The following is a 14,413-nucleotide window of genomic DNA, read 5'->3' as shown; positions in this document are numbered from 1 at the left end:
GGGCAGAAGCCTTTGAAATCAGGCGATGTCGCGGCGGGCGAAGGACATCGAGCGGAATTGTGACTTGTACGGGCTTTCGCCCATCTTGCGCACTTTGCCGACGCCCATCTTGTAGTTGTAATTGCCGCTGATCCAGTCGACGACCCGACCCGAGAGCGCATTCGCAGGCTGCGCGGTATGGAGGAAATCCATATAGCCAAGGTTTTCCTTCACCGCCGGGGTGACGATGGCCACCGCCGTGATCGAGGCGCGGGTCAGTTCGATATGGCCGTTCTTGAGCAGCTCGGCAAAGTCGAAATCGGACCCTTCGACGCCCACGATCGTGTCCTTCTGAACCGGGATCCGGTCGGAATAGACCTGCACGTAGTCGCCGTTCTCGATCCCACGGGCCTCGGCCACGCTCGGGTGGATCTCGATCCAGTTCTCCGGCCAGCGCTGCACGATATAGGGGCGGCGGCGGTCGTCATAGCCGGACTGCCAGCGCTCGTTGATCCGGCCCGAGCTGATCCAGATCTCGTCCTCGCGCGGCTTGAGCCATTCCCAATAGCTGGAGAACAGATCCCAGGGCGCTTTCTGGATGTTGCACTTGCCGGTCTGGCTGTTGAAATGGGTGAGCTTCTTGTTGAAGACGTTCTTGCCCACGGGGCCTTTGGCAGGCAACTCGCGGGTCACATCATGCAGACGCTTGGTCCCGACGAGATTGCCCTCGCCATCCATGAGTACCGGTCCCTGGATGCCGTTGGTGCCGAACTCGGCGAACTTCTCGTGGAGCGTCTTGCCCTCCTGCCGGGCCTTGACCAGCACCATGTTGAAGTCCTTGCGGCTGCCGCGGGAATGCCGCGCACCTTCCTCAAGCACTTCGTTCGAGTTTTCCCAATCGAAGCCTTCAAAGCCCATCTTCTTGGCAAGGTTCGCGATGATCCACCAATCCGGCTTGGCATCGCCCGGCGCATCGTAGAACTTGGGATAGAGCCGGAGACGCCGCTCGCCATTGGCGCGGGTGAAGGTGTCCTCGCCCCAACCGCTGGCCGGAAAGACGATATCCGCGTAGCGCGCGCCGATCGGGTCGACCAGATAGATATCCTGGTTCCACACCACCATGCCACCGCTATCCGCACGCCGTTTCAGGGTGTCGATGATGTCCTGTTTCTCAAAGGACATGACCTGATGCGGGTTGCGGGTCGTGAGCTCATCGAACTTCGCCTGCAAGCTTTGCGAGCCGCACATGGCCTGCACCCAAGTGGTGCCGATGACATGGGCGAGACGGGTGTGCCCGCTCATGAGATACCGGTCTGTATCCATGGCGCGCCGCCGCCGTCCGGGCAGCTTCTCTGGCGATTTGTTGCGGGGGTATCCGCCGCCGCGCAGGCCGCCACGCTGGTGCCCACCGGCCCGGCCAATGACCTGACCCGGGCGTCCGCCCGCGCCACACACGATCCCGAGGGCCGAGATCGCCTGGGTGTTGCCGGTATTGTTGGACCAGTAGAAGCCTTTCTCGATCATCAGGCTGGTCTTGGGCCGCGAGCCGTCTTCCTTGGGCTTGGCCATCCACTCGGCTGCGGTATAGATCTTTTCCACGTCGATCTGGGCCATCTCGGCGGCAACCTCGGGCTTGGAATAGTCCTGCGCCAGCAGCCATTCTTTCCAATCCTCGAACCCCGCAGTCTGGAACTTGCCCCAGGTCGTGCGCCACTGCCACGGGGTGTTCCGTGTACCCTGGCCAAAGCCAGACGAGCTTTCCCATTTGTTGTTGACCCAGTTCTGGATCCACTCGGTGTCTTCCCAGCCATTCTCGACGATCACCCGGGCAATCGCGAGCACCACGGGCAGGTCCGTGCCCGGCTGGATGTCGAGCAAGAGCCCGCCGTTCTTGACCGCAAAGGCCACACCGGCGGTCGAACGCGGCAGCATGAAGATCGCCTTCTGGCCGCCCTGGATCGCGGGCATGATGTAATCGGTGAACAGGATCGTCTTGGACTCGTAGGGGTCCGTGCCACACATCAGCAGGGTGTCGGCCTCGGCCCAGTCATCATAGCTGGGGCCAAAATTGTCGAAACCCGCATCCCGGAACCCGGGGGTGGAGGTCACATCCGACGGCGTATCGTGGAAGGTGAAATTCGCGGTGCGCACATGGCGCAGGGCGTATTTCGTGATCGCGTAGGTGTTCTCCATATAGCCATAGGAGAAGGTCTTGACCCCGTAGGCATTCGTCCCGTGCTTTTCGAGCACGTGGTTGCCCACCTCGGCGGCGATATCGAGCGCGAAATCCCAGGTCACTGGCATCAGCACGCCGAACATCCGCACCATGGGCGAGGTCAGACGGTCCCGCGTGGGCGTTTGCGGATTGTAGACCTTCTGCGCCAGCGCACCGCCCCGAATGGACGAGTTGCCGGAGTAGTTCACGAACTCCGTATCCTTGTCGGGGATGATCACGATGTGATGGGGCTCGCCATTATGCAGCACGATATTGTGCATGTTCGGCGCGATCCACGGGCCCAGCGGGGCCACAGGGAAATCCTCGCCAAAGGCGTTGTCAGCGGCCGCCGGGCCGCCATTGCGACCGCCCCGGACGGGCCAGCGATAGACTTTGTAGCCGCAGGCGACGATGCAATAGTCGCAGGCCGTGCTCAGCACATCCGCGTCGGGCGGCGGCAGGGGGACGGATTCTTCGGGGACGTAATACGGTGTGGACATATCGGTTTCTCCTCAGCCCTGCAGATTGTCGAAGCGGCCATAGATCAGGCCGAACATGCCCACGGCGTAGATGTCGTCGCCGTCGAGCTCGAGAAGCACTTGCGGCAGCGACTGATACGCTTGCCCCGAGATGAAGATCCCGTGCCGGGTCAGATCGAAGGTGGTCAGGTGCAACGGGCAGGGCCCAAGCGCCTTGTCCGCCGCCTGGTAGGTGCCCTGAAGCGGGCCGCCCTGATGGGTGCAGGTATAGTTGAACGCCACCACATCCTTGTCCGGGCCGAGACCGCCACCGGCCTCCTTGCCGAGCTTCACGAGGATCGATTCCGCGTATTGCCCCTCATCGGGGTATTCGAAATCGAAGGGCTCATCGACGCTGAGCTCGCTCAGCTTGGCGATGAACTTGCGCGGATAGGTCGAGACCGCCGCGGGGGTCTGCGCCTGCGGCAGGCCGGGGATGCCGACCATCACCACCGTGGTGGCGATCCCGCCCGTGAGCAGGAATTGCCGCCGCGTTTGCAGGCACTTGCGGGTGCCTGCCTTGCTGGCCTCGCCCTCTTCGCCATTGATGGCTGCGAGGATTTTCGGATCTACGTTGCTCATAATCGTGTCTCCTCGTCAGTTCTGCGCGACCGCGGGGAGCGGCTGCATGGAGGGAAGTTCGGGGGGCTCGGGCAGGATCTCTTCGCCCGAAAGGCTGCCCAGGAAGGCCACCAGATCGGCTTTCTCCTCCGCCGTCAGGCCAAGGGGCTGGATCAGCTCGGACTTGTTGGCCGAGAACTCGTTCTCGCCGCCGCCCTGATCATAGAACTCGACCACGTCCTCGAGGGTCTCGATCATGCCATTATGCATGTAGGGGAAAGTGTAGGCCGTGTAGCGCAGGGACGGCACACGGAACTTGCCCTTGTCGGCCTTCTGCTTGGTGCGGAAATAGAGGCCCGGATCGTCCTTGGTCGTGCGGTACATCTCCTCCGTGGAGCCCTTGGCATAAAGCTCGAACCGGAAGGTGATCTGGGCCAGCTCGTCCTCTTCCCAGCCGTCATAGGGCGGCACGCCGGTATTGTAGTAACCCTCGTTTGACAAGAGCGGTCCGGAATGGCAGGCGATGCAATTCGCCTTGCCCGCAAAGAGGTCCAGTCCACGTTTCTGAGCCTCATCAAGGGCTTCGTCATCGCCGTTCATGTAATTGTCGAAGGGCGTATCGGTCTGCACGAGGGTCCGCTGATAGGCGGCGATGGCCATATAGGCATGGCGGACGGACGGCCAGTCATCGCCGAAGACCTCGTTGAAGGCCGTGACGTATTCGGGCACAAAGGCAAGCCGCGCCTCCATCCCGTCATCCTCGCCATTGCCCGCGACCCCGCCACGGGCGGCCGAGCGGGCCTGATGCTCCAGCGAGCCCGAGGCACCCGCCCAAAAGAGCTTGCCGTAATAGGCCGAGTTGATGACCGTCTGGCTGTTGCGCCAATGGGTCGTGCCCGGATAGCCGAAGCTGATTCGGTCCTGCACCGCCCAGCCCGCTTCGGGCAGGTGGCAGGCCGAGCAGGGCATCCCGTAGTTGCCCGACAGGATCGGGTCAAAGAACAGCATCTCGCCTAGCGCGACCTTCTCCGGGGTTTGCGGGTTGTCCGCCGGGATCGGCGGCGGCCCGAGCGCGGCCAGCCCTTCGGGGCGCGGGGCGTCCTGAGCCCAGGCACCACTGGCGACGGCCAGGGCGGTGAGGGCGGTGAAAGTGGTTCTGATAGACATCTGGGCCTCCCTCAGTTGTTCACGTTGCGCCAGTCTTCGATCAGCGCGTAATCGAAGTCGTCATCGGGCCAGACATAGGCGTCGGTCTCGAAGCTCTCGCCCGAGAGGGCCTTCAGGAAAGCGACCAGATCGGATTTCTCGGAGGGCACGAGGCCGAGCGGTTCGAGCCGCGGGTCCTTCAGCGCGTCATTGCCGCCCCCGGCGTCGTAGAAATCGACAACCTCTTCGAGGGTTTCGAACACGCCGTTATGCATGTAAGGCGCAGTCCAGGTCAGCTCGCGCAGGGACGGGGTCAGGAAAGAGCGCCGCGTCTCATCCTCATGGGTGCGGATATAGGCGCCGATATCCTCGCGCAGGTTCATGTAATTCGGCACGCCGAAGAACTTGGCATAGGTGACATAGACCGAGTGGCGTTCCGGATCGCTCCAGATATCCGCGTTGTTCGGCACGCCGATATTGTACGGCTGATCATCGGTGTAACGCACGCCCGCATGGCAGGCGGCGCAGTTGGCCTTGCCCTCGAAAATGTCCTGCCCGCGCAGGGCGGCGGCGGACATCTCGCCGGTATCGATGGGGGCATTGCGCGACTGGATGGTCTTCATGAAGTCCATCAGCGCATTGCGCGCCCCGCCATTGGAAGGCTCGGACATGCCGGCGGCAGCGAACATTTCCACATAGACCGGATCCTGCTTCAGCCGCTCCTGCATGATGCGCATGTCCATGTTCATCAGGTAGGTTTCGGTGATCATCTCGCGGGCGACATCGTTGAGGTTCGTCCCCAGCCGCCCGTCATGCATCCACGCATCACGGAAGCCCACATTGGCGAGCGTCGGCGTGTTGCGGAAATGCGCGCCCCCGGTATAGGCCGCCGAGAGCGGCAGCCCGTCGGTAAAGGCCTTGTCCGGCTGGTGGCACGAGGCGCAGGCGAGCGAAGTGTCGCCTGACAGGCGCGTGTCGTAAAACAGCCTCTTGCCCAGCTCCGCCCGGGCCGCATTGACCTCAAGCGGGGGTTCGGGCGTGGCCGCCTCCTGCGCGGTGGCGGCGCCACCGGCAAGCACAGCTCCTGCCAGTAGGATCCTGAGTATCATCTATGTGCTCCTTGTCCTGGCAAAGGCGGGGCCGGTCCTGTCCCTGACCGGCGGGTCCCGCGCTTTTGTTCAATCTGCTGGGGTGCGGATCCCGACCGGGGTCGGGCTCGCGCTTGGCAAGGGGTCAGACGGCGGGCGGTTCCGTCGTCTGTATCGGGGCATGATCCGCCATGGATCGCGGAGACGCGGTTGCGGCACGGCGTGGCGCAAACCAAGGGCCTTGCGTGAATGCGCAATGCTGGCGAAGTGTCCTTGGGCGCGTCCCGGTCATGGCTGTCCTCAAAACAGGAGGTCTCACGCCGCAAATCGCAGCGCTTCTGCCGGGCTGGCAGAAGGTCGAAATTCAGGGAGACAAAACCTTGAGTTGAGTGTAGCTCGCGGCGCTCGTGGCGTTGTTTCGCGCCTGCGCCGAGTTGTGACGAACTGTGACGAAATCTTGCGGCGACCTAATTCAGGTCAAGAAAATCAGGGGGTCGGGATCTTTCCATTATCGATAGCTGTGCGCACTTGTCGCGCAAACAGCACCGGATCGACGGGTTTGCCGAGGATGTTCGGCACTTCGCCGGGCAGATCGATCAGCCGCGGGGGGTATCCGCTGCAAAAGATGACGGGCAATCCGGGGCGGCTGGCTCGAATCGCGGCCGCAAGTTCCAACCCGCTCATATCGGGCATCACCATGTCTGAAATCACCAGATCATAGGCATCCGGGGCGGCGGTGAAGGCCGAGAGCGCCTGACGCGGCGCGGTGAAGGCATCGACCCTGTATCCCAGCCGCAGCAGAAGCCGCCGCAGGGTGCCCGCCACCTCGGCCTCGTCATCCACCAAAAGCACCCTTTCCGAGCCGCGCGGCAGGGTCCGCTCCGCATCCGCCTGCGCGACCGCGACCTCGTTGGCGCGTGGCAGGTAGATGTCGAACCGCGCGCCTGCGCCGGGCGCGGAATCCACGGTAATGACCCCCTCCATCTCTTCGACCAGGCCGAACACCACGGCGAGGCCCAGGCCAGACCCCTTGCCCAGGGGTTTGGTGGTGAAGAACGGATCGAACAGGTGTTTGAGCGTCTGGGGCTGCATGCCCGGTCCGTTGTCGCGGACCTGCAACCGGACCCATGCCACCCGGTCCCGTGCCATATCCTCGGGCGGGGCGTCATCGGTGACGGTGACCTCGACAATGCCCGCCGCGCCGGTCATCGCCTCGGCAGCATTGCGGCACAGATTCATGATGATCTGATGCAGGTGGGTCGGATCCCCCAGCACCGTCAGCGGCGCGGCATTGGCCGTGTAGCGCAGCTCCACCAGAGGCGGGATCGAGGCGCGCAGCAGCATCAGCACCTCGGAGACGATCTCGTCCAGCAGCACGGGCTGGCGCTTGCCGGGTTCCCGCCGGGCAAAGGTCAGCAACTCGCGCACGAGGCTTTGCGCCCGGCGGGCGGCGATCTCGATCTGGTCGATCTCCTGCGCCAGATCGCTGCCTTCGGGGGCGTCCAGCGCGGCCAGATGGCTCGCCCCGACAATGGTGGTCAGGATGTTGTTAAAATCATGGGCCACGCCCCCGGCGAGCTGGCCCACCGCCTCCAGCTTCTGGGCGCGAACCACGTGATCGCGTGCGCGCCGGGCCTCGGTGATGTCCTCGCCCAGCCCGGCGAAATTCTGCACCGCGCCCTGTGCATCCAGCAGCGGCAGAAGCGTCGTCTCGGCCCAGTAGCTCGACCCGTCCTTGCGCAGATTGCGGAACACTCCGCGCCAGGTCTCGCCCCGGCCCAGCGTCTCGCGGATCTCGGCATAGGCGTGGTCCTCGGTGTCGCCCGATTGCAGAAAGGCCGGGGTCTTGCCGTGGATCTCGTCCCGGGACCAGCCGGTCAGGGCTTCGAACTTGGCGTTGGCATACTCGATCCGGCCTTGCGTGTCGGTCATCAGGATCGTCGTCGGGCTCTGCTCCACGATCGTGGTCAAACGCGCCTGCGCCTGCTCCAGCAGGGTGCGCTCCGCCAGTTCCCGGGCGAGCCGGGCGTTCGCGGCATTCAGGTCGCGAAACATCAGATAGAGCAGCCAGCCGATCACCAGAGCGGCCAGAACCAGCGCGGCGATGGACCAGAACCCGATCCAGATCAGCCGGTTGCCCTCGGTGACCGAGGCGAGGATGCGCTGGGTGCTGGCGGCCTGTGCCTCTCGCCAGACCCCTTCGAGCCGGGCGAGGGCGGCCAATGCCTCGGAATCGTCGACCCGAACCAATGCATCCGTGCGCGCCGGGGGCCAGCCGAACCGAGCGGCGGTCTGGGCTTGCGGCAGGGTCTGCTCATAGGCGCTGATCGTGGCGGCGATGGCGTCCAGTGCGTCACGCTCGGACGGGACCAGCGCGAGGGTGCCGTACTCCGCGACCGTCTCGCGGAACTGGGCGATCTGCGCCGTCGTGGCCTGCAGATACACATCCTCCTGCCGCAGCACGTAATTCTTGAAATTGTGGATGATGCCGCCATAGCCGAGATAGCCACGGATCTCGCTGATCAGCGCGCCCTTGCGCTCGGCACTCACGGTGTAGCTGTCCCAACTGGCCGAGATCTCGCGGAACTGCGTGCGGGTCTGGAGACCCAGCGTCACCCCGAGCCCGACCGTGACCGAGATCAAGGCGAGCGCCGCCGCGGCGATCCATAAGGGTCGTGTCTGGCGGAGGCTGGGGTCAGGGACACGCATGACGCGAACCATGGCCCTGCCAGACGCCACCGCGCAAGGGTGGAGTGGCAGGCCGCGTCACCACGGAGGGTCAGGGCGCCGATGAAAGAGCATATTGTGATCGTGGATGACGACCAGCAGGTGACGTCCTTCCTCAAGCGGTTCTTCTCGAAACACGGATATCGCGCCACCGGGGTGTCAACCTCGGCTGAGTTGTTCGAGCTGCTCGATCAGCAGGCCGCCGATCTGGTGGTGCTTGATTTGATCCTGCCCGACGAGGATGGGCTCGACGTGGCCCGGCGTCTGCAGCAGCACTGGGATGTGCCGATCATCATGCTCTCGGCGCGCGATGAGCTTTATGACCGGATCATCGGGCTGGAGGTCGGGGCCGATGACTATGTGACCAAACCCTATGAGCCGCGTGAGCTTCTGGCGCGGGTCCGCTCGGTCCTGCGCCGGATGCAGCGGCAGGGACACGGGCAGGGCCTCGGGCGCGACGGGATCACCCTCGCCGAGGGGCAGCGCTATCGGTTTGGGCCGGTGGAGTTCGATCTGGTGGCACTGCGGGCGAGCCGGGTGGCCGATGGCCGGAACCTGGAGCTGACCAATACCGAGGCCACGCTGCTCAAGGTCATCATGGCCGGGCAGGGGGATGTGGTCACACGCAGCGAGATCCTCGATCAGGTCTATGGCAATGCCACCACGATCACCGATCGGGCCATTGATGCCCATATCGTGCGGCTGCGGCGCAAGCTGGCGCTGGCCTCGCCCGATGCGGACCTGATCGTGACCGTCCACGGGGCGGGGTACCGGCTCGCGGCCGCCGTTCTGCCCGCGCCCGCCAAGCCGGCCCCGCGGGTCGAGATGGGCGACGCGCTGCGGACCTGATCCCGGCGCGCTTGCGCTGGTGCCGCGCGCGGGGTTTGCTAGACTTGTCGCGGAGCGGAGCGCCCGCAGAGGAACAGTCAATTGAGCCAAGAGACCGAGAGCTGGATCGCGCGTTTTGCCGGGCTGGCCGCCTTGCCTGCCGATCTGCGCCGCGCGCTGGTGGCGGGCAGCCGGATCCTGTCCGTGCCCGAAGGGACCGAGGTCTTTGCCCCGGGCCAGTCCCCGGATCACCTGCTGCTGTTGCTGGAGGGCTCGGTGCGCGTGCAGCAAGTCTCCGATACCGGGCGGGAGGTGTTTCTCTACCGGGTGCATGCCGGGGAAAGCTGCGTTCTGACAACGGCTTGCATGCTGGCCTTCGAAGAATATGCGGCCTTCGGTGTTGCCGAAACCCCGGTCCGGGCGGTGGCGATCCCGCGCGGCACCTTTGACGATCTGACCGCGCGCTCGGATGTCTTTCGTCAGTTTGTCTTCAAGGCCTATTCCCGGCGCATCACGGATCTCTTCTCGCTGATCGACAGCATCGTGTTCCAGCGCATGGATGTCCGGCTTGCCGCGCGGCTGCTGGAGCTGGCCGATGGCGACGGGGTCGTGCGCGCAACCCATCAGGTGCTCAGCACCGAGCTTGGCACGGCCCGCGAGGTCATCTCGCGCACCCTGGCGGAGTTTCAGCGCCGGGGCTGGGTCGTGCAACGGCGCGGCGCGGTGGAGCTTGTGGGCGCCGAAGCGCTGGAGCGGATGAGCCGCGCTTCCGGCGCGCGGTAAGGGCGACCGGCGGGCATGAAAAAGCCGCCCGGGATGCGGGCGGCTTTCGCGATGTCGGTCTGCTGCGGCCTTAGCCGATGATGGCGTTCAGCGCCGCGCTCGGGCGCATGACGGCGGCCACCTTGGCCGGGTCACCATGGTAGTAACCACCCAGATCCGCCGGGCTGCCCGCCCCGGCCGATAGCTCGGCAAGGATGGTCTCCTCCTGAGCGGCCAGTTGCTCGGCCACGGGCGCGAAATGGGCGGCCAGCTCGGCATCGTCGGTTTGCGCGGCCAGCGCCTCGGCCCAGTAGCGGGCGAACCAGTAATGGCTGGCGCGGTTGTCCGGCTGACCGACCTTGCGGCCCGGGGAGCGGTCAAATTCCAGCACTTTCTGCGTCGCGGCCTCGATCCCCGCGGCGAGCACGGCGGCCTTGGCATTGTCATGGGTCTGGGCCAGGAAGGCGAAGCTTTCACCCAGGGCGCAGAACTCGCCAAGGCTGTCCCAGCGCAGGTGGTTCTCTTCCATCAGCTGCTGGACATGCTTGGGGGCCGAGCCGCCCGCACCGGTCTCGAACAGCCCGCCGCCCTGCATCAGCTTGACGATGGACAGCATCTTTGCCGAGGTGCCCAGCTCGAGGATCGGGAAGAGGTCGGTGAGATAGTCGCGAAGCACGTTGCCGGTGATCGCGATGGTGTTCTCGCCCTTGGTGATCGTCTCGAGGCTGGCAACGGTCGCCTCAGCCGGGGACATGATCTCGAACTTGTCGGCCACGCCGGCGGCTTCGAGGATCGGGGTGACATACTTGATCAGCTCGGCATCATGGCCACGGGTCGCGTCGAGCCAGAAGATCGCCCGGTAGCCGGTCAGGGCCTGACGCTGGATCGCGACATTCACCCAATCCTCGATCGGTGCTTTCTTCGTGGTGCAGGAGCGCCAGATATCGCCCTTCTGGACTGTGTGGGCGTGTAGGACATCGCCATTGGCCGCGATCATCCGCATGGTGCCGTCAGCCGCCGCCTCGAAGGTGGTCGGGTGGGAGCCGTATTCTTCGGCCTTCTGCGCCATCAGGCCGAGGTTTTGCACGGTTCCGGCGGTGGTGACGTCGAGCTTGCCGTTCTTCTTGAAGAAATTGATCGCCTCGTCATAGACCGGCGCGTAGCTCGAATCCGGGATCACGCAGACCGTATCGGCCTCGCCGCCATCCGGGCCCCAGCCCTTGCCGCCCGCGCGGATCACGGCGGGCATGGAGGCGTCGATGATCACATCCGAAGGGACGTGCAGGTTGGTGATGCCCTTGTCGGAGTTCACCATGTACATCGGGGGCTGCTTGGCCAGAACCGCCTGGTAGTCGGCCAGAACCGCGTCCGAAGCTCCGTCGAGCACGGTACCCATCCCACCGCGCGCGGCGGCGGCCAGATCCGGGTGCTTGGCGAAGAGCTCTTCGAAGAAGATCTCGACCGCATGGCCGAAGAGGATCGGGTCCGAGACCTTCATCATCGTCGCCTTGAGGTGCAGCGACCACAGGACGCCGTCCTCTTTCTGGGTCGCGGCGATGGTTTCGGCGAGGAAGCTGCGCAGGGCGGCGGCGGACATGAAGGTCGCGTCCACAACGGTGCCTTCGGGCAGGGCGATGCCCTCTTTCAGCACGGTTACGCCATCGGGGCCTTCGAACTCGATCCGCGCATCGCCAGCCTGCGTGGCGGTGACGGTGGTCGAGGTCTCGTTAGAGCGGAAGTCATTCTGCCCCATGGTCATGACGGTGGTCTTGCTGTCCGACGACCATGCGCCCATCCGGTGAGGGTTGGCCTGGGCGAAGTTCTTGACTGCCTGCGCGGCGCGGCGGTCCGAGTTGCCCTCGCGCAGCACGGGGTTCACGGCCGAGCCCTTGACCGCGTCATAGGCTGCCTTGATCTTCTCTTCTTCCGGGGTGGACGGGCTGGCCGGGTAGGAGGGTACGTCATGGCCCTGCGCCTGCAGCTCGGCGATGGCCGCATCGAGCTGGGGCTGAGAGGCCGAGATGTTCGGCAGCTTGATGACATTCGCCTCGGGCGACTTCACCAGACCACCAAGCTCCGCCAGGTGGTCCTGTGCGCCGGCAACGGCGGCTAGGATCCGGCCAGCAAGGCTGATGTCCCGGGTGCCCACGGACACGCCCGCAGGTGCGGCGAAGGCCTGGATGATCGGCAGGAGCGACGCGCTCGCCAGCTCGGGTGCCTCGTCAACGGTGGTGTACACGATATCCGGGTTCGTTTGATCGGCCATAGTCAGTTACCTTCCGGCGAAAGTGGATCAGGTCCGCGCCGAGGCCTGCGCCCCGGGCACGCGCATGTGAGCAGTCAGCAATCGTTCCGTACACGACGGTATACGATCGTCACAGACCGCCTAAATCAGCCCTGATGCGAGATCAACCGGACAAACGCGCGCGGGGGGCGGAAATGCGCCTTGCAGCGCGATGGGCGCAAGTGCGCGGGCCCGATCTGCCTCAGCTCTGAGCGATCCGCGCATCCGCGTCGATCTCGACCCGGTAGCCGCCGATGAGCCCGGCCACCACCACCAGCGTGTTGGCGGGCTTGATCGCGCCAAAGACCTGGCCATGGGCCTCGGAGATCGCGTCCACATCCGCCGGGTCGGTGATATAGATGCGCGTGCGGATCACATCTTCGATGGATCCGCCCAGGGCGGCAAGGCTCGCCGCGATCCGGTCGAGGATGAAGGTCGTCTGCGCGCCTGCATCCTCGGGCGCGACCACCCGGTCGCTGCCGGCAGTGGCCGTGGTGCCCGAGATCGAGACGATCTCGCCGTCCCGTCGCGCCCGGGCATAGCCGGCGATGTCTTCCCATTTCGTGCCCGTCACCACATGGGGGCCGCGCAGCCCGTCCGAGGCGCGCACGGCCCGGGGCATCTCCGCAAGGTGATGGCTCAGATCCCCGGACGCGGTCAGGAAGGGCGGCACTCGGTATTCATCGCCGCAATCCCCGGGGACCATCCGCGTGCCGTCGAAGGCGGCGTCGAGCACTGCGTGATCCTCCGCGCTCAGCGAAAACTCGAAGAGCTGCGCATTGTCCGCAATATGCGCCCGTTCGCCGAGCCGCGCGCCAATGATCACCCCGGCCACATGGGGTTGCTCCAACACCCAGCGCGTGGCGACATTCGGGATCGAGACCCCATGCCGGTCCGCCACGGTCTTGGCCGCGCGCAGGATCCCCTGGAACCCGTCCCAACCCCCGGCCGCATCGATGAAGCGGTGATACTTCATCTTGCTCCAGTCGGTGATTTCCGCAGGTTCCGGCTGGTCCAGCCAGCGTTCGGACAGAAACCCACCGCAGAGCGTGCCATAGGCCAGCAACCGCACACCCAGATCGGCGCAGGTCGCGGCCAGCGGTCCTGCCGCCCGGCGATCCAGCAGCGAGAAAGAGACCTGATTGCTGATCAGCGGCACGCCATCGGCCACGGCCACGCGCAGATGGGCCGCGTCGAAATTGGTCACCCCGATCTCGGCGATCAGCCCCTCGCGGCGCAAAGCGGCCAGCTGGTGCAGCGCGTCGAGCCAGGCGGGATGCTCGAAGCTCCACCAGTGAAACTGCAGGAGGTCCACCTGCGCCACGCCCAGCCGCTCCATCCGTTCGAGCACACCCGCGCGCACGATCTCGGCGCTCATCGGCCCCGGGGGCGGGCACCATTTCGTGGCCACCATGGTCGGCGGCTCCGGGGCGCGGGCCAGAAGGCGCCCGGCGATGATCTCGGCACTGCCATAATGGTCCGCCATGTCGAAACTGGTGAACCCCGCCGCGTGATAGGCGGCCAGATGATCGGCGGCGGTCTCGGGGTCGAGGGTCGTGCCGTCCTTTTCCATATCGGCCACCTGCCACAGGCCGGTAAGGGCGCGGCTGATGCGCAACTGGCCGAGATCGGTCTCGTCGGGGCGGGTCATGTCTTGTCCTCTGGTAGAAGCACCCGAAAACTGCGGGCGATATCCTGGCGCAAGGCCGTTTGCGCGGCGTCCCGTGCGCCTGCGCGCAGGGCGGCGATGATCTCCACATGGTGGGTGTGCTGGGCGATCTGGCGGGCGTCCTCATGCTGCATCACCAGATGCAGGCAAGCCCCGTATTGCAGCCAGAGCGCTTCGATCAGCGGAAGGATCACCGTGCTTTGGGACTGGCGATAGAGCGTCAGGTGGAAGTCGTAATTCTGCTGCAGGTCGGGCTCGGGGCCTTGTGGCGTGGCCAGAATCGCCTCGAGCCGGTCGATCAGGGCCGGGTCCATCCGGTCCATGCTGAGATCCAGCGCCAAGGCCTCGAGCGTTTCGCGTGCGCTCTTCAGCTCGCGGATCCGCGCCGTATCTAGCGGCGGCACCATGAGCGAGCGGTTCGGCATATCCACCAGCGCGCCCTCCGCCACGAGCCGCCGCACGGCCTCGCGCACGGGGGTCATCGAGGTCCCGAGCATATCCGCCAGCGTTCGCAGGCTGACCTGATCCCCGGGCCCGAACTCGCCGCGCGTGAACGCGCCGCGCAGCTCCTGATAGACGGTGTCGCGCAGGCTGGTCGGGTCGATCCGGGCGATGTTGAGCGCGCACATGGGGCGG

At 65.2% G+C, this 14,413-nt stretch carries 10 protein-coding genes; 2 read left to right on the top strand and 8 right to left on the bottom strand.

What is annotated here, in order from left to right:
• Positions 1-18: 18 nt before the first annotated feature.
• From ACP150_RS01465 to ACP150_RS01445, 5 genes are all read right to left on the bottom strand, one after another.
• Entirely contained in the window at positions 19-2,694 is a 2,676-nt protein-coding gene (locus tag ACP150_RS01465) for an arsenate reductase (azurin) large subunit (protein WP_424964763.1), read from the bottom strand.
• A gap of 12 nt (positions 2,695-2,706) precedes the next feature.
• Complete coding sequence (locus tag ACP150_RS01460) at positions 2,707-3,294, bottom strand: arsenate reductase (azurin) small subunit (protein WP_424964762.1); 588 nt, start codon at positions 3,292-3,294, stop codon at positions 2,707-2,709.
• Between the two features lie 15 nt (positions 3,295-3,309).
• A complete protein-coding gene (locus ACP150_RS01455) occupies positions 3,310-4,440 on the bottom strand; it encodes a cytochrome-c peroxidase (RefSeq protein ID WP_424964761.1) in 1,131 nt (376 codons plus the stop codon).
• An 11-nt stretch (positions 4,441-4,451) separates the two neighbouring features.
• The gene (locus ACP150_RS01450; RefSeq protein WP_424964760.1) at positions 4,452-5,528 is read right to left on the bottom strand and encodes a cytochrome-c peroxidase; all 1,077 of its coding nucleotides are present in this window, start codon (positions 5,526-5,528) and stop codon (positions 4,452-4,454) included.
• A gap of 465 nt (positions 5,529-5,993) precedes the next feature.
• The gene (locus ACP150_RS01445) at positions 5,994-8,216 is read right to left on the bottom strand and encodes a hybrid sensor histidine kinase/response regulator (RefSeq protein ID WP_424964759.1); all 2,223 of its coding nucleotides are present in this window, start codon (positions 8,214-8,216) and stop codon (positions 5,994-5,996) included.
• An 81-nt stretch (positions 8,217-8,297) separates the two neighbouring features.
• On the opposite strand from ACP150_RS01445, the gene ACP150_RS01440 reads away from it, so the two are divergent.
• Positions 8,298-9,083 (top strand): response regulator transcription factor, encoded by a 786-nt coding sequence (locus ACP150_RS01440; RefSeq protein WP_424964758.1) that lies wholly within the window; start codon positions 8,298-8,300, stop codon positions 9,081-9,083.
• A gap of 81 nt (positions 9,084-9,164) precedes the next feature.
• Positions 9,165-9,845 carry a Crp/Fnr family transcriptional regulator gene (locus tag ACP150_RS01435; protein ID WP_424964757.1) on the top strand — a complete coding sequence of 227 codons (681 nt, stop codon included), beginning with the start codon at positions 9,165-9,167 and terminating at the stop codon, positions 9,843-9,845.
• 70 nt (positions 9,846-9,915) lie between these two features.
• Here the strand turns inward: ACP150_RS01435 and ACP150_RS01430 are convergent, their stop codons facing one another.
• From ACP150_RS01430 to ACP150_RS01420, 3 genes are all read right to left on the bottom strand, one after another.
• Positions 9,916-12,090, bottom strand: a complete 2,175-nt coding sequence (locus tag ACP150_RS01430) for an NADP-dependent isocitrate dehydrogenase (protein WP_424964756.1) — start codon at positions 12,088-12,090, stop codon at positions 9,916-9,918.
• A gap of 220 nt (positions 12,091-12,310) precedes the next feature.
• A complete protein-coding gene (locus tag ACP150_RS01425) occupies positions 12,311-13,759 on the bottom strand; it encodes an aldo/keto reductase (protein WP_424964755.1) in 1,449 nt (482 codons plus the stop codon).
• The gene (locus tag ACP150_RS01420) at positions 13,756-14,406 is read right to left on the bottom strand and encodes a GntR family transcriptional regulator (protein ID WP_424964754.1); all 651 of its coding nucleotides are present in this window, start codon (positions 14,404-14,406) and stop codon (positions 13,756-13,758) included. The genes ACP150_RS01425 and ACP150_RS01420 overlap by 4 nt, the downstream gene beginning before the upstream one ends.
• Positions 14,407-14,413: the final 7 nt, after the last annotated feature.

The organism is Dinoroseobacter sp. S375, from assembly GCF_049800775.1.
Taxonomy (GTDB): Bacteria; Pseudomonadota; Alphaproteobacteria; order Rhodobacterales; family Rhodobacteraceae; genus Dinoroseobacter.
This window is presented reverse-complemented; position numbering and strand designations above follow the sequence as displayed.